18 protein-coding genes are annotated in these 22,823 nt (G+C 43.4%); 1 reads left to right on the top strand and 17 read right to left on the bottom strand.

All coding sequences use genetic code 11. From position 1 onward, the window contains the following. Positions 1-81: 81 nt before the first annotated feature. The 15 genes from WMO37_RS07760 to WMO37_RS07690 form a co-directional block, all read right to left on the bottom strand. On the bottom strand, positions 82-1,881 hold the full coding sequence (locus WMO37_RS07760; RefSeq protein WP_022431663.1) for a methyl-accepting chemotaxis protein: 1,800 nt from the start codon (positions 1,879-1,881) through the stop codon (positions 82-84). Positions 1,882-2,064: 183 nt separating this feature from the next. Further along, positions 2,065-3,174, bottom strand: a complete 1,110-nt coding sequence (locus tag WMO37_RS07755) for an MGDG synthase family glycosyltransferase (RefSeq protein WP_349154735.1) — start codon at positions 3,172-3,174, stop codon at positions 2,065-2,067. A gap of 5 nt (positions 3,175-3,179) precedes the next feature. Next, positions 3,180-3,806, bottom strand: a complete 627-nt coding sequence (locus WMO37_RS07750) for a glycerol-3-phosphate acyltransferase (RefSeq protein WP_227090758.1) — start codon at positions 3,804-3,806, stop codon at positions 3,180-3,182. A 162-nt stretch (positions 3,807-3,968) separates the two neighbouring features. Further along, positions 3,969-5,465: an FMN-binding protein gene (locus WMO37_RS07745; RefSeq protein ID WP_349154734.1), complete on the bottom strand. Its 1,497-nt coding sequence runs from the start codon at positions 5,463-5,465 to the stop codon at positions 3,969-3,971. A gap of 134 nt (positions 5,466-5,599) precedes the next feature. Next, positions 5,600-6,691 (bottom strand): FAD:protein FMN transferase, encoded by a 1,092-nt coding sequence (locus tag WMO37_RS07740; RefSeq protein ID WP_349154733.1) that lies wholly within the window; start codon positions 6,689-6,691, stop codon positions 5,600-5,602. 325 nt (positions 6,692-7,016) lie between these two features. Then, the gene (locus tag WMO37_RS07735; RefSeq protein ID WP_349154732.1) at positions 7,017-7,988 is read right to left on the bottom strand and encodes a hypothetical protein; all 972 of its coding nucleotides are present in this window, start codon (positions 7,986-7,988) and stop codon (positions 7,017-7,019) included. A 228-nt stretch (positions 7,989-8,216) separates the two neighbouring features. Beyond that, positions 8,217-9,242: an NAD(P)H-dependent amine dehydrogenase family protein gene (locus tag WMO37_RS07730; protein WP_227090754.1), complete on the bottom strand. Its 1,026-nt coding sequence runs from the start codon at positions 9,240-9,242 to the stop codon at positions 8,217-8,219. Between the two features lie 186 nt (positions 9,243-9,428). Then, positions 9,429-10,289 (bottom strand): MerR family transcriptional regulator, encoded by an 861-nt coding sequence (locus WMO37_RS07725; RefSeq protein WP_227090751.1) that lies wholly within the window; start codon positions 10,287-10,289, stop codon positions 9,429-9,431. Positions 10,290-10,502: 213 nt separating this feature from the next. After that, a complete protein-coding gene (locus tag WMO37_RS07720; protein ID WP_349154731.1) occupies positions 10,503-11,621 on the bottom strand; it encodes a 5-methyltetrahydropteroyltriglutamate--homocysteine S-methyltransferase in 1,119 nt (372 codons plus the stop codon). A 171-nt stretch (positions 11,622-11,792) separates the two neighbouring features. Continuing rightward, a complete protein-coding gene (locus WMO37_RS07715; protein ID WP_349154730.1) occupies positions 11,793-13,892 on the bottom strand; it encodes an ATP-dependent helicase in 2,100 nt (699 codons plus the stop codon). A 44-nt stretch (positions 13,893-13,936) separates the two neighbouring features. Next, entirely contained in the window at positions 13,937-14,839 is a 903-nt protein-coding gene (locus WMO37_RS07710) for a dihydroorotate dehydrogenase (protein WP_022431652.1), read from the bottom strand. Continuing rightward, the gene (locus tag WMO37_RS07705) at positions 14,839-15,606 is read right to left on the bottom strand and encodes a dihydroorotate dehydrogenase electron transfer subunit (protein WP_022431651.1); all 768 of its coding nucleotides are present in this window, start codon (positions 15,604-15,606) and stop codon (positions 14,839-14,841) included. The genes WMO37_RS07710 and WMO37_RS07705 overlap by 1 nt, the downstream gene beginning before the upstream one ends. 19 nt (positions 15,607-15,625) lie before the next feature. After that, complete coding sequence (gene pyrF / locus WMO37_RS07700; protein WP_227090746.1) at positions 15,626-16,549, bottom strand: orotidine-5'-phosphate decarboxylase; 924 nt, start codon at positions 16,547-16,549, stop codon at positions 15,626-15,628. A 37-nt stretch (positions 16,550-16,586) separates the two neighbouring features. Then, positions 16,587-17,909 carry a dihydroorotase gene (locus WMO37_RS07695; RefSeq protein WP_022431649.1) on the bottom strand — a complete coding sequence of 441 codons (1,323 nt, stop codon included), beginning with the start codon at positions 17,907-17,909 and terminating at the stop codon, positions 16,587-16,589. A 76-nt stretch (positions 17,910-17,985) separates the two neighbouring features. Then, on the bottom strand, positions 17,986-20,148 hold the full coding sequence (locus tag WMO37_RS07690) for a sensor domain-containing phosphodiesterase (protein ID WP_227090742.1): 2,163 nt from the start codon (positions 20,146-20,148) through the stop codon (positions 17,986-17,988). A 173-nt stretch (positions 20,149-20,321) separates the two neighbouring features. Between WMO37_RS07690 and WMO37_RS07685 the strand changes: the two genes are divergently transcribed. Continuing rightward, positions 20,322-20,843, top strand: a complete 522-nt coding sequence (locus tag WMO37_RS07685) for a hypothetical protein (RefSeq protein ID WP_022431647.1) — start codon at positions 20,322-20,324, stop codon at positions 20,841-20,843. Between the two features lie 131 nt (positions 20,844-20,974). Here WMO37_RS07685 and kduD read toward each other — a convergent pair whose 3' ends face one another. Continuing rightward, the gene (gene kduD / locus WMO37_RS07680; RefSeq protein ID WP_022431646.1) at positions 20,975-21,736 is read right to left on the bottom strand and encodes a 2-dehydro-3-deoxy-D-gluconate 5-dehydrogenase KduD; all 762 of its coding nucleotides are present in this window, start codon (positions 21,734-21,736) and stop codon (positions 20,975-20,977) included. An 11-nt stretch (positions 21,737-21,747) separates the two neighbouring features. Beyond that, positions 21,748-22,764 carry a glycosyltransferase family 2 protein gene (locus tag WMO37_RS07675; protein ID WP_022431645.1) on the bottom strand — a complete coding sequence of 339 codons (1,017 nt, stop codon included), beginning with the start codon at positions 22,762-22,764 and terminating at the stop codon, positions 21,748-21,750. Between the last annotated feature and the right edge of the window lie 59 nt (positions 22,765-22,823).

Below are 22,823 nucleotides of genomic sequence, written 5' to 3'. Positions count from 1 at the left end.
AGGGCAATTTGCAATACAAACTGCCCAATCAATATATGCAGCCGAAAAGAAAGCCTGTTTCTACACCCGGCCGGCATACTCTTATACGATAAATTTTTCAACCTGTGACTTTAATACATCTGCCGATGCATGTGCCTTAGAAGCTTTTTCTTTAATATCTGACGATTTTTCAACCACAACAGTTGTCTTTTGTGCAATATCCGTTGTACCGGAAGCTCCCTCCGATGCCGCCTTACTTACGTCACCAATACCATTCATTACCCCACTGATGGAAGCAAGCAATTCTTCTGAAGAGGCCGAAAAATCCGTAACCAGTTCGTCAACCTTTTGCGCATCATCATTATACGAATCTGCCATTTGTGAAAAGTCATCCAGATTCTGTACAACATCTGTTCCGACAAATTCAAGCAGTCTTGCAGAATCCCCTGCAAGATTATCAACCGCACCCACAACACTTTGTGTTACTTCCTGAATATTAGAAACCGTTTCCTTGGACTGTTCAGCAAGTACACGAATCTGCTCGGCAACAACCGCAAAGCCTTTTCCGGCTTCTCCTGCCCTTGCCGCCTCAATGGATGCATTAAGAGCCAAAAGATTCGTCTGTGCCGTAACCCCCATAATAGATTCTGCCAGTATGCCAATCTGGTCTACGATTTTAATATCTTCCAGTGCCTTTGTCAGATGGTCACTAATGTCTTCATGAATTTCATGTGTATGTTCATATTTTTTCTGCGTTGTATCCTTAATCACAACTGCACGGTCACGGATGCTGTCTGCTTCAAGCGCACCATCCTGTGAACGTGTTGCAATGCTTTTCGCTGCCGTTTCAATTTCATGTGACATTGCATCAATCTGCTGTGAGGATGCCGCTGTTTCTTCCATGGCTGCTGCCAGTTCCTGTGTTGTGGCTGACACCTCTTCAATTTCATGGTCAAGGGACCAGACATTTTCATCAATCTCCTCAACCATACCGCTGATATTCGATGCTTGGTCTTTTACCTCACCAATCAGTGTACCTACTTCACAACGCATATTTTCAAGAAATACCGAAAGCTGCCCGAAATCGTCTTTTCTCTTTAAAAGCGCCGGGGCAGTCGGCTGTGAAAAATCTCCCCGCCCCATTGTCTTTATAGAAACTACCGCTTTCTTTAACGGCACGGTAATACTGCGTGTAATGACAATCAGCAGGATAATCAGTAAAACTTCAACTGCAATGACCAGACCAATAAAAATTCCTTCCCTGCTGAGCACATAAGCCGCATATTCTGACCGTATACCATCTATTTTTTCATCAATATAATCCGTATAATTTCCTGTTCCGATAACCCATTCAAATGGTGCAAATGCTTTGCTGTAAGAACGTTTAGGCTGATTATCGGTTTCACCCTCCTTCGGATAAACATAGTCTGTAAATCCTCCATCAGCCTGCTTTCCTACACGGATAATCTCTTTTACCATTTGGTAACCGTTGCCATCCTTTGTTTCCAGACGATTCGTTCCTTCTGTCTGACTGCCAAGCAGCACAACATTGGTTCCATCATACTGATCAACCCAGAAATAGCCGCCATCCCCATATCGGAGCTGACGTATCTCATCTGCTGCCAGTTTTTTTGCCTCTTCTCTGGTATACACCCCTGCTTCATACTGTGTGTAAATGTTCTGGCACAATGAAATCACATTGTCAACCTGATTCTGAATCATCTCATCATAAGATGCACGCTTATCTGACTCTATCGTTTCCAGTGCCTTTGTCTGCATCGCCTTCATAGATTCTGTCGAAAAAACAACACATGCCGTCATTGCCAAAAATGCGGCCAGCATTACAATAATCAGCTTTGTTCTTACCTTTACATTATTCATACTCTTTACCTCTTTCCCCATAATAATCCTGCTGTCATTGTTTCCCGTTCGTCCTTACTCACATGCATTTTCAATGTACAGACCACACACCGGAATCCAACGTACAAAAATGCATTTGTCCTTCCCAGGTTTCTGTCTCCCATCACGTACAATCTATATTTATTATGTCACTTTTTACACACTTCGTCAATTATTTATCATTATTTATTTTTTCCCTTCTTCCACCAACTGTCCAAGCTGCGCTGCTGCTGTTCCCGGCACATATTTTTCCTGACACTGAATCATTTTTTTGCGGTTTTCCTGTTTTTGTAATGACAGAACTGCCGCGGTCAGCTCCTCTTTGGGATTGGTGACTGCCAGTGCCATGCCTGTCTTTTTAAAAAACTGCATATTCTTTGTTTCACAGCCCGGAATCGGACAGATGTGAATCAGTGGAATCCGTGCAGCGGCGGCTTCCGTGCTTGAAAGCCCACCCGGCTTTGTAATAAAGATACTGCCTGCCTTTAAATACAGCGGCATCTTATCAGTATATCCGACCAGTTCAATTTTGTCCGCATACCGCTTCTGCAGCCGGCTGTACAGCTGCTGATTGTTTCCACAGACCATAATCAGCTTACATTTATGCAGGGAACGCACACGGTAAAGAATTTCCACAACTTCCTCCAACGCACCAGCCCCCATGCTGCCGCCCGCAATTAATAAATACTCTTTTGCAGAATCCAGCCCCAGCTGTCTTTTGGCTTCTTCCGGTGAAATGCGCTCTACACCCGTGTCCGCCGTCGGTATCCCAAGCGGATATAACTTTTCTTTTGGAATTCCGTATTTCCTGAATTCCGGTATCAGCTTTTCTGACGGAATCACAACATCATCGCAGTCGGTTTCTTCCGTAAACGGAATACATGCATAATCGGTAGCCACAAAAATACTTGGCGGCACTTCCATCCCCATTTTTTTCATATTTGTGATAATCTCCGCCGGATATAAATGCGGTGTAATGATGACATCTGCCGGATGTCGTAAAAGATACTCCTGTAAAATATATGCCATTTTACGGTTAATATAATAAACCGGTGACGGAAACGGCAGACGGCGGTATAATTCTCCCAGCCGGTATACGAATCCGAAAAGCGTGCTGTTTTTCTGTACCAGACCGATATACACTTTATCAATCACACCTGCCAGTCTGTTACTTTTTAGCTGGTAAGGATTTATCATTACCACCTGATGTCCCTGTTTTTGGAGCTGTTTTTGGACTGCTGCCCCTGCGGCATTATGTCCACCGCCTGTTCCGCAGGATAAAATTAAAACATTCATCGGTATCACCTCTTTATCCACAATAACTGAAATGTCATTTTTTCACGTTCTTCCTGGCTCATATGCATTTTAAGCAGTATCAGCAGCGATATCAATCCTACACCGATATGCACGGCTTTGGGCAGATTAGTCTCTGAAAATACAATGATGAGCCAGTTTACAATGTATACCGCTACGGTTCGGTAAAAGTTCGGTGAAATCTGTATTACCAGTGAAAAGAATAAAAAACACACCGCAAGAGAAAGTACCGGATACCACATCGGTATCAGTCCGAGCAGACTGCCAAAACTGACTGCAATTCCCTTTCCACCTTTAAAATGATGCCAGACAGGGAAAATGTGTCCCGCTACCGGTGCTGCCAGCACCAGTGCCAGTCCGTTGCTTTCTGCTAAATTCATCTGTGTCATGTGAACATAGGCATAAACCGGGACAAAGCCCTTTGCCATATCAAAAATCAATGTGCAGATTCCGCACCAGAACCCGCCGTATAAAAATGCGTTTGCCGTTCCCGGATTGGCATCCCTGCTCTGCTCAATTGCATTTTTTCTACCAAAAATTCTGCAAAATACTTCCGCATATAATACACTGCCGGATAAATATCCAATCAATGCATATATTACTGCATATGGCATCTTTTTCCCTCCTGATTACGCTCTGATATTTGTATTTTCATTATGGCACTTCCCGCCTTTTTCGTCAATTCTTTGTCAGACTAACAGCTTTAGAAAAGCAGGGTCTGTCCACTTGGACATTCCCTGCTTTTGTTGGTGCCTGATATTTATTTAAAAATATTTTTAATTTTTTGCAGACTGATACGCACTCGTATATGCCGCCTTTATGGCATTGCTGGACTTTGTCGCACCCGATACACCATCCACACCACTGACACCACCGTTTGCAAGAATCGCTCCCGGAACTTTGGCATTTGCCTGTGAGAAAAACATTTCATCTGCGCCGCCTGCCGTTGCGGATGCGGATACGCCTGTAACGGCATCACCTGAAATTGTCACAACAACCGTAACCGTGTATCCGTATGTATCGCATACGGCAGTTCCCGTATAATCGCCGTCCGCCTTAAATGTTCTCGGTGCTTCTGTCGGTTTTGGTGCTGCTTCTGTTCTTTCTTCCGCCGTCTGACCCGCACTGCCGCTGTCCGAACCCGAACTTCCGCCCGCACTGCTGTTTGTATCATTTCCGCTGTCTGATGTCGCGCCTGAACTTCCGGAGTTCTGACTGTCAGCGTCCTGTTTTCCCTGTCCGTTTTCCTCACCGGCTGTATTTTCAACTGCCGCCGCTGCCGCATTTTCACCGTCCTGCGCGTTCTCGTTCTCCTGTACTTCCTGTGATTCACCTGCACTATCACCGGATTCGCCCGAAATCTGCTGTTCCTGTGTCACACCGTCCGCATTTGAAGCTGTTGCCGTTGTGCCTGCTTCTCCGTTCTTTTTTACACCTTTTTCTGTCTGTGTCTGACTCAGTGTTTTATCTGCCGCCGTTTCCTGTGCAGACACTTTATTTCCGTTCCGCATAAAACACATTGAAAATGCCACAGTACACACAAGCACTGCACACACAGATACTGCCACACTGACTTTCTTTATAAAAATGCTGTCGGCATCCGGATTTTTTGTAAGCACCCATTTACGGATACGCATCGCCGCATATCCTGCAAATACGATACTGTATACAAGCACATTTACGGCATACATGTGTAGTCCCATGCGCGCATACGGAATATTAATCAGCATAATATGTACATATAAAAGTCCATAAAATACATAGGCGCTCCGCTGAATCTGCTTCCACTTTTTCGGATTCATCTTTTTGCGGACTGCCGGAAATGAAATCACCGTTAATCCAATCATCAATACAATCAGTATCAGACTGATCACCGCTGCACACCGCTGGGCTGCCGGTAATGCCGCCGGTGCCGAAAATAACATTTTAAAATATGTCATGCCGTAGGTCAGGTTGTGCGAAAGCACCAGAATTGCCGCCATAATGGACAATTCCCCGCGAATCCGCATGAGCGGTCCGATAAGCTTTGAACCTCTCGGCAATGCACCTGTTATCATGACAATGATAAAAAATGCCGTTCCTATCGTTCCCTTTGCAAAAATGCCCACAATATTCTGCCGTACAAACTGCGGCATTGCCACCGTGCGCAGGCTGAATATAACAATCGTTACAACTGCCGCACCGATGTAAAAAATATTGGGATACTGCTTTAGCTTGTCTTTTAAAAAGTATACAAATAAGGAAGCTATCACAAGCGCAATAATCAGTAACATAATTCCTCCTTTTTGAGTTTGTTCTTTATGATTTAAGTTAGAAAGATATACTACCGTTAGTTTCTTCTAACTCTGTTCTATCATAAATATAGAATCCTTTTCTGTCAAGGTCTGTTACTGACAATAATTATCAACTACTTTTTCAGGACATTTACGGTGTAATCCGAAGTGAAATTTTGTGCAATTCCCTCAGAAATATAAATCTGATTGTCTTTTGTAAGTAAAATGACATCAAAATCCAAATCCGTATTTTCATAAAAGCTTTCTGCCTTTTGAAGTCCCATTACAAAAAATGAGGTAGACAGCGCATCTGCCTTTGTTCCGTCTGCGCACACAATCGTAACAGACGTCAAATCGCTGTCTGACGGATACCCGGTCTTTGGGTCGATAATGTGGTGGTAAGTCACTCCGTTTTCTTCAAAATAACGCTCATATCCGCCGGATGTAATGACTGCTTGATCGCTGGTTTCCAGAATGCCAAGATACTGATTGCCTCCCTGCGGACTCTGAATGGCTACGCGCCATGCCGTACCGTCCGTTTTCGTGCCGAGTGTCTGCACATTGCCGCCGAGATTGACCATGCCGTGTTCAATGCCATATTCCTTAAAAATCTGCATGACACGGCTGGACGTATACCCCTTTGCAATACCGCCAAAATCAATCTGCGCATTATTTTTTAAGACCAGTTCGTGGGCCTTTAACGATGCATTTTCATAGGATACTCTTTTTAACGTTTCCTGTAATTCGTCCGCCTGCGGCACTTTGTAATTTTTCGTGGTAAATCCCCACAGCTCCATGACCGGATAGATTGTAATATCAAATGCACCGTCCGTCTTTCTTGAAATTTCAAGGGACTGCTCCACTAAATATGCTGTTTCGTCAGACACTGTAGCGCTTCCCTGCATATTGGCAGTTGTGACGTCACTGTCCGTATTTCCTACCGAAAACATCGCATCCAGTCTTTGAATCTCATGAATTGCTGCCGTCACGGCATCCTCTGCCTTTGCTCCGTATGCCGTCAATGACATGTAGGTATCCATTGCAAAAATATCGGATGAATATTTGTCATTTTCTGAAACACTTTCGCTCTGCACGCTGTCTGCTTTTTTGCCGCATGCCGTCATGCCTGCCGCCAGTATCACGCACATTGCGGCGACGGCTGTCCGTTTTAATATAATCGCTGCTTTTTTTCTTTTTGTATTTCTTTCATTTACGATTCTTCTCATAATAATCCTCACTTCTAAGCAACTTGTTGCGAAGCGGCGATGAGAAATTCGCACAGGCGATTTCTCATCTGCCATCATAACTATTTGTTTTTGCTCAGAAACAAATAGCTGTGTGAAAAATCAGCACATCAGTGTGATATTTCACACTAGTTTCTGTCCATTCTGGCCGTAGTTAGTCACGTAAAACTATATGCCACATAATTGGAATTGTCAAGCTGCTACATCGTGTCCAAAATCCACAAAAAAATACCGCATAAAGAGAATCGTTTTTGCTCTCTTTATGCGGCAGTTTTTCATTTATAATACGTTTACTTTCTCAGACTTCTTATGCCATTACCGGTGCTTTCTTTTGAATCACCGCTTCAACAGCATCTACACTGATTTCTGCAACATCGGCAATCTGTTCTAATGTATAACCTTTTTTATACATATTCAGAATGAACTTTTCACTCGTTTTCTCTGTTGCCCTTTTTGTTGCCCGTTCTTCAGCTCTTTCTTCGATTCCTGCACTCAGATTACACATAACTCTCACGTCCTCTCTTATTTCATTACTGACCGGGATATTATATTCATGTTCAATTATATCCAGTTTTTCCTGCTCTTTCAACCCGCTTGAAAGAAGTGTACCGATTAAACGGTGCAATTCGTACTTTTCATCATGCTCCGGTAATTCATCTGTAATACCAATCAGCACGATGTTGAGTAAATCCATATTTCCTTTCCAATCGTACGGCTCTAACATTTCATCTTTGATAAGGTGGATATGGCTCATGCTGTTTGAAGCCATGTTCATACAAATCCAGATACTGAATACCTGTTTTATATCGTCATAATTCGTATTGACAAAATCCCTCTCTTTCTGCGATGAAACAAGTCTGCTCACATAAAAGGCCGCTCGGTTTAATATCTGATATCCTGCCGGTTCGTCTTTTTGTGCTTCGATATTTACAATAATCTGTGAAAGACCGTTTTTCATGCGGACATAAAAGATAATATCAAATCTGACTAACCCTTCATTAATCTCGGTATTTTCTGTATTCAGCCCTATGATTCTCTGACCGGTCACATCTGTTTTTTCTGCATTAGTCAGACCCGGTTCAACGGGTACAATCCCAATCTTTGGCTCACCCTCAATGTACATTACTGCATCTTCCGGCTTCATTTCCTTAAACTCATCCACCGTCTTAACCAAAATGTGTGCCAAAATATTTTTTTGTGCCAGTATTCTTTTGACACGGGTATCATACTGCACCTTATCTCCCGCCGCACTGACTGCATTTGTTATTTCTGTATTCAAGGCATTCCCCTCCTTTTGTAACATTGTAAATCTGCAAAAGCCCCCTTTGCCTTAATACTATTATAAGCGGATATTTCTGTGGAATCAACTGGAATTTCTATTAAATATTTTGTTAATATCGCAAAAAAATACCGCATAAAGAGAATCTGTTCAGCTCTCTTTATGCGGGGATTTTATTTACAAACCATGTCTGCACAGTATTCTGTTATTCCAGTTTTAATATTTAAACTACAGATAGTATTCCATTGGATATGTCGGATAAGCGATTTCCTCCAGCTGATCCATCGTAACTAACCCTGCCGGAGCGCGCAGCACTGCCGGAATCCGGTTGACAATCGTTGCACAGGTATGCTCAACCGTTGCCGGTTTTACAACATGGAATTCCGTATCCGGTTCACCTGTAATCTTCCAGTCGCACATATCACCATCGTCCGGACCATAAACCTTGCCGATACACTGTGTTTCAATAACCGGTCCCTGGAATGTTTCGGTAGTTACAACTGCCGCCATACCGATACAGTTGCCTTTCGGTATCGTTGCATTCATGGTTGATGAGAACAAATCACTGTCATGGAAATACGGTACACATTTCTGTGTCTGGCTCTTAATCGTCCAGCCCATTTTTGATGCAAGTGCCTCATTGGAATTCCATACATAAGAAGGTTCAATCTCCTCCGGGTGTGCAATCTGTTTTTCAAATTCTTCCGATGTTAAGCCTACGCCGTGAGCTTTTGCAAGTGCCAGTCCGTAATCTTCTACGTTATAGCTGACTGCGCCTTCAATTTTTTCAATCTTGTGACAGCCGCCTGCTACCATGCCGACCATATTCACCCAGAAAATATCTTCCATGCCGCTTCCTACAAAAGTACAACCGTTTTTCTTGGCGGTAACATCTAAGATATTGGCACGAACCGGGTCTGTTGTCCAGCAGTACGTTGCTTCTTCACAGGTTGTAATCACACTGATTCCACGTGTCAGACATTTCATATAATGTGGAAAGCAGTCACTTACCAGACTAAACAGCGTTACAACGGCAATATCCGCATCCGTGTTGTCAAGCACTTCTTCCGCATTGTCGCTGATTAATACGCCGGTCTTTACACCCAGTCCCGCATAATCGCCGATATCCATGCCGACAATAGATGGATTACAGTCGATTGCACCGACAATCTGACAGCCGGTTTCATACAGATACCGCATTGTGTACTTGCTCATCTTGCCACAGCCATACTGAATTACTTTAATCTTCTCCATAACATCCTCCAATTCTACACCGCTTCCTTTTAAAATCTGTGTCCTGCGGTGCAAGGACAGTTTCAGACGAATCCTCATTCACGCTTTCGCTTTTCACTATTCAGCATATATTACGCGAACTGATTGTTAATTATTTAACTTTCCGTTGTATTCAGTATAATGTCTAATCTTAGATGAGCGTCAAGCCTATTTTTCCATTTTTACCGGCACCTGAAGCCGCAGATACATCGAGCGCTTGCGGCTGTCAAAGACGTTCATTTCCATAATTTCTTCGCAAATATAATCACCGCAGATTTGATAGCCGTGTTCGCGGCAGTACGCCAAAAGCTTTTTCGCACAGTCGCGTTCCTCATCAAAATCTTCCGTATAAATACATGCATACATGCCATTCTCGATTGTCTGCACACAGTCTTTCATCGGAAAATCGTCATCTACAAAGATAAAGATTTCTTCCGAATAAAAGGTCAGTTTTTCAAACAGCTCCCGCCGCATAATCGTCCCTGCATTGCAGTAATAAACCTGCGGAATATGAAATTCCATCAGCTTATTTTTTAACTGCTTTAAAATCAATTCGTACATATCAATGTTATAATCGTAAAAATTGGTATCCACACACATCGAGTAAATCGTCCTGTCCGGTATGTATTCCAGTGTAATCGTGCCGCTTTTCGGCGATTTCTTATACCGTTCAATGCTTGCAACCGTCCTGTCAATCGCCTGCATTTTAAATTTTAATTCCTGCATCTGGACAACCGTCTGTTCCTTTTTCTGCCGTAAAATCTGCTCAATCAGATTAATATCCTGTTTATCGAACAATTCTTTAATTTCTTTTAATTCCATGCCCAGTTCTTTCATGTACTGAATCATATCAAACCGGGCATTCTGCTTGATGTCATAATACCGGTAATGTGTTTCCTCGTCTGTGTAATACGGTGTCAGCAGTCCCATTGAATCATACAGCCGCAGTGTCGGTACAGTTGTGCGGTTGATTTTTGCCATTTCACCGATGCTGATATATCTGTCTTTTTTCTCCATATAATTTTTCATTCCTATTTTGCAGACATTTTAATGCCAAAAAATAAACCCTAATGTAACATTAGAGTTTATTTTATCATAAATATTCTTATTTTTCCAATCCGGGACTGCTTTTTATAGTTTTACATTAACCCCGACCATCCTCGTAAATTACACGGGCATATATAAAAATACCCTGTATGTCTGTCTGACATATTCTTTTACATTCTAATATGAATCTGTTATTTATCCCCACACCTTTTCTGCGATTTCCTTTACCAGTGCCAGCTTTGCCCACTGTTCTTCTTCTGTGAGCTTGTTACCGATTTCACAGGAAGCGAATCCGCACTGCGGACTTAAATACAGTCTGTCTAACGGCACATATTTTGCTGCCTCGTGGATTCTGTCAATTACTGCCTGCGCATCTTCCAGCTTCGGGGACTTTGTTGTAACCAGTCCGAGTACAACTTTCTTATCGCCCTCTACATATTTTAACGGTTCAAATCCGCCGGAACGCTCATCATCAAATTCCAGATAATATGCATTGACATTTTCCTTTGCAAATAATGTTGCCGCTACGCTGTCATAAGCACCGCTGCTTGCATAGGTAGAATGGAAATTGCCGCGGCATACGTGTGTATTGACAATTAAATCTTCCGGCTTTCCTTCAAGCGCGCTGTTATTAATCTCTAAAAGCTGTTCCTTAATCTTTTCAAGTCCCTTTGGTGTTACGCCGAATAATTTACAAGCCGCCGGGTCTACCACCATGCCCCATGAGCAGTCGTCCAACTGAAGATTTCTACAGCCTGCTGCATAAACCTCTTTGATAAATTCACGGTATCCTTCGGCAATATCCTTTGCCACTTCTTCCTGCGTATCGTAAAATTTCTTGGTATTGCTCCATGCAAAAGGCATAATCATCTGTTCCAGAAACTGTGCCGGTGCCGGAATGGTCAGCTTTGCAACCGTATTTTCATCTTCCAGTGCCTTTACAAATTTAAAATGTTCTACAAACGGATGATTTTTCTTATAAGAAATCTTTCCTGTCACATATGTATCATCAATCATTGCAGCTTCACCGTGGAACGGAAGTCCTGTTTCGGTTTTGCTGTGTCCGACTCCGTCAAATGCCCACATAAAATCCAGATGCCATGTTGCACGGCGGAATTCTCCGTCTGTAATAACGTGGTAACCTGCTTCTTTCTGCTTTGCAACCAATTCTGTAATTGCCTTATCTTCTGTTTTTTTCAGTTCTTCTGCGTTAATCGTTCCTGCTTCGTAATCCGCTCTTGCCTTCTTTAAATACTCCGGTCTTAAAAAGCTTCCTACAAAATCATATCGGAAAGGTGTATATAACTGGCTCACTTTATGTTTCCTCCTGCTTCCTTTGTTTTGTCGTATTATAACGGACATTTTCCTATCTGTATAATATGAATTCATTAAGGTTGTCCATAGTTTAAAACTATATCTGTAAGCTAAAAAAATGTAAGCCGCACTGACAGCCTACACTTTTTATCACCACTCCTGATAACGAGCTTACACTTTTTTTAACTCTGCACGGAACATAATCTTTCTCGTTCCGGTTAATTTTTCAAAATCAATTTCATACGACTGGGTGGACAGATTGATGTCTACAATCGTTCCGACACCGAAAATTTTATGCTCTACTTTATCGCCCACATCAAAGGTCTTCTTCGGCAGCATCTGCGGTGTGGTCTGACCGTTTTGGACGACATTTCCCACACATTCCAGCAGGTTGTAGTCAATATCCTGTATAAATGCCGACGGACGCACCGGAAAGCCTTCCGACTTTGCCGCATAACTGCTCAGATACAGCCGTGTCTTTGCCCGTGTCACCGCCACGTAAAACAGCCGCCGTTCTTCTTCCAGCTCATCTTCATTGCGCAGGCGCCTGCTTGGAAACTGCCCGTCTACCAGTCCGCAGATAAATACAATGTCAAATTCCAGTCCCTTTGCCGTGTGAATCGTCATGACTTTCACAACATTTTTTTCATCGTCATCATCCTGAGCCGTAAACAATGCAAAATGTGCCAGCAGTTCTTCCAGCGAAAGCTTATCCTGATTTTCCGCTTCCATTGCGGCAATGGCTGTTATCAGTTCCGTCACATTATCCAGCCTTCGCTGTTCCACGTCCTGCTCCAGTTCCTCGCGGTATCCGAAATCCAGTACCCGGTTGACAAGCTCTTTGCATGAATACTTATCATATTCTTTGTGTAATTCCGATATATTTTTATAATAAGTATCAATAACCTCTTTTTTGACAATGCCCTGTTCAATCTGTTCGCCGAGCGCCTGAAACAGCCCAATTTCGTGTTCTGCGGCATATTTTTTCAAATCTTCTATGGATTTCTTGCCGAAACCCTTGCGCGGTCTTTTTATCGTCCATAAGAAATCCAAATCATTCGGTGCATAAACCATGCGCAGATAGGCAAGCACCGTGCGGATTTCCTCCGAATCATAAAATCTTGCGCCGTTTAAAATCTTATACGGAATTTTCTTTGCAAGAAAGGCTTCCTCCAACGCTCTTGTCTGTGAAGCCGCACGCACAAGCACCGTGTTGTCTGCATATTTTTTCCCGGTTGAAACCGCCGCTTCTATCTGTTCTGCAATCCACACCGCCTCGTCTTTTTCATACGGCAGGCAGTTATACACCGGCTTTGCGCCATGCGGATTTTTTGTATACATCTGCTTTTCCAGACGGTTCTGGTTCTTTTCAATTAAAGAATTTGCCGTCGCTACAATCTCCGGCGTACTGCGGAAGTTGCGGCTTAACGAATAATCCACGACATTTTCATACCGCTCATTAAAATGCACCATATATTCCACATCAGACCCGCGCCAGCCGTAAATACACTGGTCATCATCGCCCACAACTGTCAGGTTGTGATATTTTCCGCTTAATAAATAAAGTAAATATTCCTGATTTTTATTTACATCCTGATATTCATCACAAAGCAGATACTGACAGCGGCTCTGCCATTTTTTGAGTGCCTCTTTATACTGCGTGAGAATGTAGATTGCAAACTGTATGATATCTTCAAAATCCAGTACATAATTATCGCGCTGTTTTTTCAGATAAGAATAGTACACCTGATAAAACGGGTCCTCCGTGTGACCGATTTTCTTTTGCAGGGTCTCCCTGCCGGTATCTAACATCAGCGGAATATAGGCTCTGTCCTGCTTTTCCTCACAGATTTTGTCCGCATATTCCTTTGCCGTAAAATCTTTTAACGAAAATCCCAGTTCATCGGCGACTTCACGAATCAAATCCACCTGCGCTTTCTTATCCAGAATCACAAAAGTCTTCGGATAAGAAAGGCGGTAGATTTCTTCTTTTAGAATTAAATTACAATATCCATGAAAGGTTCCCGCATAACACGTTGCAAAGTCCCCTATCATTTTTTTCAGACGGTACTTCATTTCATTCGCCGCCTTATTGGTAAATGTCATGGCAACGATGGACGACGGCTCGACATACAGCTCCAATATCAGATAGACGATTCGTTTCGTCAGTGCAAATGTCTTTCCCGAACCCGGTACCGCACGCACGCGGATATTGCCTTCTGTTGCTTCTATAATCTGCTGTTGTTCCTTTGTTGCCTGTCTTTGTGACATTTTCTACCTCCTGCGCCGCTTCCACTCCGCAGCGTCAGCGGTTATTATTTTACACATCCAATCAGTTCATGAATGTCTTCAATGTTATTTTTCTTCATATAAGCGGCGATGCCGTCTACAATCTCAACGGTTGCTGTCGGATTATGGAAATTTGCCGTGCCGACAGCTACCGCACTCGCGCCTGCCATGATAAATTCAAGGGCATCTTCTGCGGTTGCGATACCACCCATACCTATGATTGGCAGACGGACTGCATTGGCTACCTGATAAACCATGCGTACTGCGACCGGTTTTACTGCCGGACCGGACATACCGCCTGTTTTATTGGCAACTGCAAATGTTCTCCTGTTAATATCAATCTTCATGCCCGTAATCGTATTAATCAGTGAAACCGCATCGGCGCCGCCCGCTTCTACTGCCTTTGCCATTTCCGTAATATCGGTTACATTCGGGCTTAACTTCATAATAACCGGGTGCTTTGCGACCTTTTTCACTGCCGCCGTAATCCGTTCTGCCGAAGCCGGATTCTGACCGAAAGCGATACCGCCTTCCTTGACATTTGGGCAGGAAATATTGATTTCAAGCATGTCCACCGGCTGTTCGCTTAACTTTTCCACCGCATCGACATAATCTTCCTCTGTTTTTCCACAGACATTGACAATAATCTTTGTATCATACTGCTTTAAAAACGGAATATCTCTTGAAATAAACGTATCCAGTCCCGGATTTTGCAGACCGATTGCATTAATCATGCCGCCGTAGGTTTCTGCAATACGCGGTGTCGGATTACCCGGCCACGGTACATTGGCAACGCCCTTTGTCGTTACGGCACCGAGCTTATTCAAATCAACGTATTCTGCATATTCCATACCGGAACCAAACGTGCCGGAAGCGGTTGTAACAGGATTCTTCCATTCAACTCCTGCAATATTTACGGATAAATTCATTACAGTTCTACCTCCTCTGCGTTAAATACCGGTCCTTCTTTGCAGACTCTTTTGTTATGTACCTTCGAATGGTCGTCTACCTGTGTGGACTTGCATACACAGGCAAGGCACGCACCGATTCCGCATGCCATTTTTTCTTCTAAGGACAGGTAACATTCCAGTCCGTTTTCTTTTGCATACTGCTTAATAGCACGAAGCATCGGTGTCGGACCGCATGCAAATAAAATGTCACCTTCAATGCCGCATGCCTTTACGGCATCCAATACATTGCCCTTTGTTCCGGCACTGCCGTCTTCTGTTGCCAGATACACTTTACCGTATGCTTCAAATTCATCATTTAAAAACAATTCATCACGATACCCTAAAACAATGCTCTTTTCACAATCTAACTGCTTTGCCAGCTCCAACATCGGCGGAATCCCGATACCGCCGCCAAACAAGATCGCTTTGCGTTCCTTTGATACCTTTGAAATGTCATAGCCGTTGCCAAGCGGTCCCTGTACTTCAAGGGTCTGTCCTGCGTGCATTGTTGCAAATTCCTGTGTGCCTTTTCCGATTGCCCGGTATACAATGCGCAGGGTATCACCCTCAATGCCGCAGATACTGATTGGGCGCGGAAGAAGCCGCGAACCGTCGTTAGAATAGACGGACACGAACTGTCCCGGCTTTGCTTCCTTTGCAATATTTTTTGTTGAAAAACACATTTCATAAATGTCCGTTGCGATTTCATCTGCACGTACAATCGTTACTTTTTCTCTATATGCCATTTCTGCTCCTCATTTCCGCCTACTTGTGTAATGCACCGTTAATGTCGGCAATCATATCGAGTGCCGCCTGTCTGGAAGCTTCTGCGAAATGCTCCTCACCGAATTTTGCGTACTGTTCCTTTGTATAAGCCGCAATAATGCCTCTTGAGCTGTTGACAATCGCACCTAAACCGTCTTCGTTAAAGAAATGTACCAAATCCTCTGCCTTACCGCCCTGTGCACCGTAACCCGGTACTAAAATATAAGCCTTTGGCATAATCTTACGCAGGGTCTTGCCCATTTCCGGATACGTTGCACCGACAACGGCTCCGACATAACTGTAGTCATCACCCATACATTCACTGCCCCACTCGGCAACCTTTTCACCTACCAGCTCATAGAGCGGTCTGCCGTCAATTAAACGGTCCTGAAATTCGCCACTGGACGGATTGGAAGTCTTAACAAGAATAAAGATACCCTTCTTTTCCTCCTTGCAGACCTTTACAAATGGATTGATGCCATCTGAACCCAGATACGGATTCACCGTTGCAAAATCTTCGTTAAATGCGGAAAGCTTCTTGCTTCCAACCTGCACCTTTCCCAAGTGTGCAACGGCATACGCTTCTGATGTCGAACCGATGTCCCCACGCTTTACGTCACCGATAACGACCATGTCCTTTGACTTACAGTAGTCTACGGTCTTTTGGAATACCTTCATGCCTTCAATGCCGAACTGCTCATACATTGCAACCTGTGGCTTGACTGCCGGTACAATATCATAAATGTTATCTACAATCGCCTTGTTAAACTGCCAGATTGCTTCTGCCGCACCTTCTAATGTTTCACCGTATTCCGCAAATGCGGCTTTCTTTAAATGTTCCGGTATAAACTTCATCATCGGGTCTAATCCGACTACAACCGGTGCGTTCTGCTTTTTAATTTTGTCTACTAACTTGTTAATCATTTTTGTCTTCCTCTTTCTGCCGGTACAGGCGTATTTATTATATGAGTTTTGGAACGTCTTTGTCTACTATAATTTCACAGCCCGGCCTGTATGAATATACAACCTTGCCGTCTGACATTGTATATCTGACTCTGCCCTTAACTGTCTTTCCGTTAAACGGTGTATTTTTTCCCATGGATGCAAACAGGGTGCTGTCAATCACATATTCTTCATTTGGGTCGATAATCGTAATATCTGCCGCACGTCCCGGAAGCAGTGTTCCTTTGTCGCTGTTGATAATCTGCGCAGGCTTATAGCTCATGCGTTCTGCCATCTGAAGCGGTGTTAAAACACCCTTGTCCACCAGCTCCGTAATCGTCAGGCTCACAGAAGTTTCAAGTCCCGTAATGCCAAATGGTGCTTCAGCAAACGGACGCTCTTTTTCTGTTCTGTGGTGCGGTGCATGGTCTGTTGAAATCACATCCATAACCCCTTCCTTTAAGCCTTCCTTTAACGCTTCGCGGTCTGCCTTAGCACGCAGTGGCGGATTCATTTTGTAGTTTGCATCATCACCTGTGATATCATCTTCCGTCAGTGTAAAATGGTGTGGCGTAACCTCTGCTGTTACATCTATTCCTTCTTCCTTTGCAAGCTTTGTCATCTTCACACTGTCCACGGTTGAGCAGTGGCACAGATGCAGTCTTGCGCCTGTGTTTTTTGCAAGCAGGATATCTCTTGCCACAATGACGTCTTCCACCGCATTCATAATGCCGTAAAGTCCGAGTTCTTTGGCTCTGTTGCCGGCATTCATCACACCTCTTGCAACTAAATTTTTATCTTCGCAGTGTGCAAATACAGGGATTCCAACTTCCGCAGCCAGACGCATTGCCTGTCTTGCCACTCTCGCATTCATAACAGACTTGCCGTCTTCGCTGACCGCAACCGCACCGTTTTTGTACAGATTTTCAAAATCTGTGATAAATTCTCCGTCCTGTCCCGCCGTAATTGCTGCAATCGGAAGAACATGGATATCTGTTACTTCCTTTGCCTTGTCAATCACATACTTCACCATTTCCACGCTGTCTACAACCGGCTTGGTATTCGGCATGACACAAACGGTTGTAAATCCGCCTCTTGCCGCTGCTCTGGCTCCGGTACGGATTGTTTCCTTATGTTCAAATCCCGGCTCCCGGAAATGTACATGCAGGTCAATCAGTCCCGGCATGACATAAAGACCTTCTGCCTCAATTACATTTTCCGCATCGGTACTGATATGTTCTGCAACCTCTTTAATAATACCGTCTTCCACAAGAATATCCCTGATGCCGTCTGTGCTGCTTGCTGGATCTAACACCCTGCCACCTCTGATAATTGTTCTCATCTCTACCTCATTTCTGCGGCATGCGCCGCCCTCGCATTTTAATTTCTTTTATTGTTCTTATATTTATGGTTCTTCCTTACTGCTCCGGCTTCCATGATGCTAAGTACTTTTGTTCAAAATCTTTTGCGGCTGCCGGTTTTCCAAAATAGAATCCCTGTATATAATGCACCCCCAGACCTCTGAGCAGCTCGTACTGTTCCTGATGTTCCACGCCTTCAACGACCAGCTTCGTGCCGATTGTTTTTGACAGTTCCACAATCAGCCGTACAAATGCCTGTGCATATTCATCTTCCAGAATATCATCGATAAATGTCTTATCCACTTTGATTAAATCCAGCGGAAGCTGCTTGATATAATTTAACGAAGAATATCCGGTTCCAAAATCGTCCAATGCAATCCGCGGACCTAATTTTTTAAGCCCCTTGATAATCTCAAGGACACGGTTCATATCGTTAATAGCAAAGGACTCCGTGATTTCCAGATTAATATTCTTTGGATTTACACCCGTCTTTAAAAGGATTTTTTCAATATTTTTTACCACATCTTTCTGGAGCAGCTGAACTACCGACAAATTGACATTGACATGAAAGTCGGGATAGCCGTGCTCGTTCCAGTATCTGCACTGATTGCAGGCTTCTTCTAACACATAGTCCCCGATGGAGGTAATCAGTCCAAGATATTCTGCAAGCGGTACAAAGTCGCTCGGTCCCATAAATCCGAGAGATTTGCTGTCCCAGCGCACCAGTGCTTCACAGGATGTGCATTTTTTTGTCACTGCATCTACTACCGGCTGGTAGTATACCAGAAACTCCTGAATCTCTGAGGCCACTGCCTGCCGCATATTATTTTCAATATCCAGCCGCTTGCTGACATTTTCACTCGATGTATTGTCGTAAATGCTGTACTGGTTCTTACCGGCTTTCTTTGCCTCATACATGGCAATGTCCGCCGTCTTTATAATATCGTCCACTTCCGTTCCGTCGTCCGGAAAAAAGGCAACACCCATACTCATCGTACAGAAGTATTCTGTTTCCATCAGATACCACGGTTTACGGAACATCGCAATAATATTTTTAACAATCTTTTCCCAGATATTAAAATACTGCGGCAGAATAATGATGACAAATTCATCACCGCCCATTCTGTAACAGTGTCCGCGGATTCCCGCAATTCCCTGCAGTCCTGCGGCGACCTGCTGTAACAGTACATCGCCGTACTGATGTCCCAGTCCGTCATTGATATGTTTAAAATCGTCCAAATCCATAAACAGCACGGCACCTTTTTCTTTGTCCCGCACCGCTTTACGGACAATGTGGCGCAGATCATTTTCACATTTCATACGGTTATACAAACCGGTCAGGAAATCGTTATGTGCCTGATACTCGATTTTCTGCTGGTTCTTTTTCTTCTGTGTTACATCAACCGCCGTGCAGACTACTGCCGGATTGCCGTTTAACCACCTCAAATCCGAAAAGCGGACCTCGTACCACAGCCCGGACTGGGCATCACAGTATTCCTGGATGCTTTTTGTATTTTCACCTGTAAAATAAAATGTCACACAGGTCTGAATGACCCGTTTAATATCATTGCAGTTTTTCACAATATCATTTTCAAACAGCACTTCTTTCGTCTGTCTGTCATACACCATAATACCCGAATCAATACTTCCAAGAATTCCCTTTAATACCTCATAGGAATAGGATAAGGAATCTTTGCTGATACGTTCCTGCATAATGCTTTGAATTACATTTGCTACATCCGATACAAAACGAAGCTGTTCTGCATCCAGTTCTACATCGTTTGTACTGTCCGATACACACAGATACATCCGGACTTTATCTTCCGCTTTTACCGGAGCCGTCACGCTCGTTTTGATATTTGCATCCGCAAGTGCCATACGCACCGGCTCCTGTGCCGTGTCTGCCCTGTAATAGCACAGTTTCTCACCATAAAGCGGACTATCTGCCGCCGCTTTTACCTGCCGTTCTACAGTTCCCTGCGGCGCAGTCTGTGCCGCTGCCGCCTGCACTTCTGCAGCTTGTATCAGATGGTGTCTGCCGCCATAGGAAAGTACCGGATACAGACAGGTTCTTTCTTCATCATACTGCATAACAGTGACATCCGGCATTTTCAGATACTTTGATACATTTTCCAAAATGACATAAATGACATCTTTAAAAGGTCCTTCATTTTCCAGCATACGAACAATGTTAGACATGACCTGACTTTTCACCTTCATTTTACCTCATACCCCAAAACTTGTGTTTTGTACTATTATACCTTATTTGCACAGGTTTGGAAACCTTCAGTTAGAATTTTATTTATTTTTCATTGTATTCATTTTGCCGGCATGGTATTATTTGATATAGACTTAAAGAACAAAGTGTCCTGCACTTTGGAACGGAGAACATTATGGATTATATTAAATACGAAACCACACTCAAGGCAAGTGGCAGAGAATATTCTAAGATTGTATTCTGGAACCGTTTTATCAGAAATCCCATTGAGCTGATTTTAACATGGCTTCCCGCCGCGATTACAATTGTCTGCATTGCACTCGGCTGCTTTTCTTCTTATCTTGCCGTCATTTATGCAGCATGCTGGTGCTATCCCATTTATATTTTTGGTTTCCAGTTTAAAAGCAGCGTGAATTATCACTTAAAGAACAGAGATGCTTCCGAATCCGCACCATGTACAATTACACTGATGGAAAGCGGCATCCTTGCTGAAATCCCGGAATTTGAACTGACCTATAATTATAGCTGGGACGATTTTACAACCATTTATGATAAGTTTGGTTATTATATGTTTTTTGAAAAAGGGAAAATGACCGTCATGCTGCGTCAGGCAGATATGCCTGAACAGGAACGTCATGCCGCCGCAGATTTTATTAAAAAGAATGTCAATCAAAATATCTGCCGCGTATTATTTTAATGATATCAGGGTCACAAAGTCTTTTAATTTAAAAATAAAACCGCAGGAACATTTTGTATCTGCACCTGTCTTATGACTTGTGCTTACCGGAAGTTCCTGCGGTTTTTATTTACGTTGCTTTTTTACATCGTTTATCGTGCGAGCCAGCCACCGTCTACCGCTACAGTGTAGCCATTTACATAATCCGATGCTTTGGAAGCCAGCCATACAACTGCGCCCTGCATATCTTCCGGTGTTCCCCAGCGGCCTGCCGGAATTCTTGAAAGAATCTCATCACTTCTGTCATCATCACTGCGAAGCTGTGCGGTATTGTTCGTTGCCATATAACCCGGCGCAATCGCATTGACATTAATGTTGTATTTTGCCCATTCATTGGCAAGCGCCTTTGTCAGCCCCATAATGGCACTCTTGCTTGCCGTATAGGAAGGCACGCGGATTCCGCCCTGATAGGAAAGCATGGAAGCCACATTGATAATCTTGCCGCCGTCCTGCTGCTTGATATACTGCTTTGCAAATGCCTGGCTTAAGAAAAAGACGACCTTTTCATTAATATCAATGACCGTATCCCAGTCTGCTTCTGTCACATCGACAGCATCACAGCGCTTAATAATTCCTGCATTATTTACCAGAATATCTACTCTGCCGTATGCGTCCAATGCACCGGAAAGTACGGTATCTACTGCTGCGGTTGTTGACAAATCTGCCAATACCTCTGTAAAGCTTCCGCCAAATGCTTCAATCTTTTCTTTCGTTTCCGCACAGGAACGTCTTCCGACACCGACAACCTTTGCACCTGCCTCGGCAAGTGCGACTGCCATTCCCTGTCCCAGTCCGGTATTGGCACCGGTCACAACTGCAACTTTTCCATCCAGTTTAAACAAATCAAGAATCATTCACATTCCTCCTAGTTAAATCCAATCCACTTATTCATTACTTTGTAACCTGTCTTTGAAATCCATCTGCCGGATTTTCCCGGAAGATTGACTGAAAAACCAAGCATACTATAACGAAGCATTTTATAAACTTCCTTATCCTTTGCCTTGACGTAATTCCACAATTCCTGCTTTTTGGCAAGGTTTTCAGGCGTGCCTGAAAGAATCAGAAAGATCGATGATACTTCCATCATAATACGCAGATAATTGCGCATATACATACGGCATTTCTGATTGCTGATTTTCTGCTCTGTATAAAAATCTACCATTCTGCGTGTAACGCGCAGCTGCTGGTCAATTCTTGAAATCATGACCGTCTCATTGACAGACTGGTCATCCCTGCCGATAAAATAGCGGTAAAAATTCGTATTGATATAATACATTTTCTTAACATACGGCAGCGGTTCAAATACAAAAATGTTATCCACATAAAATGTATGTTTTGGCAGCTGCAATCCACATTTTTTCAGCAATTCCGTCTTATAAATAACCGTATGCATTAAAATGTACTGGTCCATCTTAAAATGGCCGATATCATTCCATGTAAAAAGAGTTTCTTCCGGAAATACATTGTCATAATGGATGACTTTCTTACGCTTTGCACCCACTTTTTCATAGACGTAATTTGCAATGACCATATCCGGTTCTTCTGCCTCGTCAAATTTTTTGAGCGTTGCCAGTACTCTGCGGTAACTTTTTAAATCCACCCAGTCATCACTGTCAACTACTTTAAAATATTTACCCGTTGCATGTGCCAGTCCTGTATTAACTGCCTGTCCATGTCCACCGTTCTCCTGATGAACCGCCTTAACAATCGTCGGATATTTTGCTGCATATTCATCTGCAATTTTTGCTGTTTCATCTTTGGTAGAACCATCATCTACAATGATAACTTCTACGTCCTCACCGCCTGCCAGAACAGACTGAATACATTTTTCCATATATGCCGCCGAATTGTAGCATGGAATAGCAAATGATAATAATTTCATAACTTTATACGGATTCCCGTTTCCTCCTTCTATAAATCCTATCCCTCTAAGCTTCTGAC

The sequence above is a fragment of the Lachnospira intestinalis genome (assembly GCF_040095895.1).
Taxonomy (GTDB): Bacteria; Bacillota; Clostridia; order Lachnospirales; family Lachnospiraceae; genus Lachnospira; species Lachnospira intestinalis.
The sequence above is the reverse complement of the archived record's forward strand: the minus strand, read 5'-3'. Positions and strand labels throughout refer to the sequence as shown.

What these genes read in the sequence shown, in the direction of transcription:
- WMO37_RS07740 (WP_349154733.1), bottom strand. Translation starts at nt 6,691, where the DNA reads ATGAGAAGAATCGTAAATGAAAGAAATACAAAAAGAAAAAAAGCAGCG.
- WMO37_RS07760 (WP_022431663.1), bottom strand. Translation starts at nt 1,881, where the DNA reads ATGGGGAAAGAGGTAAAGAGTATGAATAATGTAAAGGTAAGAACAAAG.
- pyrF (WP_227090746.1), bottom strand. Translation starts at nt 16,549, where the DNA reads ATGATTAACAAGTTAGTAGACAAAATTAAAAAGCAGAACGCACCGGTT.
- WMO37_RS07750 (WP_227090758.1), bottom strand. Translation starts at nt 3,806, where the DNA reads ATGCCATATGCAGTAATATATGCATTGATTGGATATTTATCCGGCAGT.
- WMO37_RS07685 (WP_022431647.1), top strand. Translation starts at nt 20,322, where the DNA reads ATGGATTATATTAAATACGAAACCACACTCAAGGCAAGTGGCAGAGAA.
- WMO37_RS07690 (WP_227090742.1), bottom strand. Translation starts at nt 20,148, where the DNA reads ATGAAGGTGAAAAGTCAGGTCATGTCTAACATTGTTCGTATGCTGGAA.
- WMO37_RS07675 (WP_022431645.1), bottom strand. Translation starts at nt 22,764, where the DNA reads ATGAAATTATTATCATTTGCTATTCCATGCTACAATTCGGCGGCATAT.
- WMO37_RS07705 (WP_022431651.1), bottom strand. Translation starts at nt 15,606, where the DNA reads ATGGCATATAGAGAAAAAGTAACGATTGTACGTGCAGATGAAATCGCA.
- WMO37_RS07745 (WP_349154734.1), bottom strand. Translation starts at nt 5,465, where the DNA reads ATGTTACTGATTATTGCGCTTGTGATAGCTTCCTTATTTGTATACTTT.
- WMO37_RS07730 (WP_227090754.1), bottom strand. Translation starts at nt 9,242, where the DNA reads ATGGAGAAGATTAAAGTAATTCAGTATGGCTGTGGCAAGATGAGCAAG.
- WMO37_RS07695 (WP_022431649.1), bottom strand. Translation starts at nt 17,909, where the DNA reads ATGAGAACAATTATCAGAGGTGGCAGGGTGTTAGATCCAGCAAGCAGC.
- WMO37_RS07715 (WP_349154730.1), bottom strand. Translation starts at nt 13,892, where the DNA reads ATGTCACAAAGACAGGCAACAAAGGAACAACAGCAGATTATAGAAGCA.
- WMO37_RS07710 (WP_022431652.1), bottom strand. Translation starts at nt 14,839, where the DNA reads ATGAATTTATCCGTAAATATTGCAGGAGTTGAATGGAAGAATCCTGTT.
- WMO37_RS07755 (WP_349154735.1), bottom strand. Translation starts at nt 3,174, where the DNA reads ATGAATGTTTTAATTTTATCCTGCGGAACAGGCGGTGGACATAATGCC.
- WMO37_RS07725 (WP_227090751.1), bottom strand. Translation starts at nt 10,289, where the DNA reads ATGAAAAATTATATGGAGAAAAAAGACAGATATATCAGCATCGGTGAA.
- kduD (WP_022431646.1), bottom strand. Translation starts at nt 21,736, where the DNA reads ATGATTCTTGATTTGTTTAAACTGGATGGAAAAGTTGCAGTTGTGACC.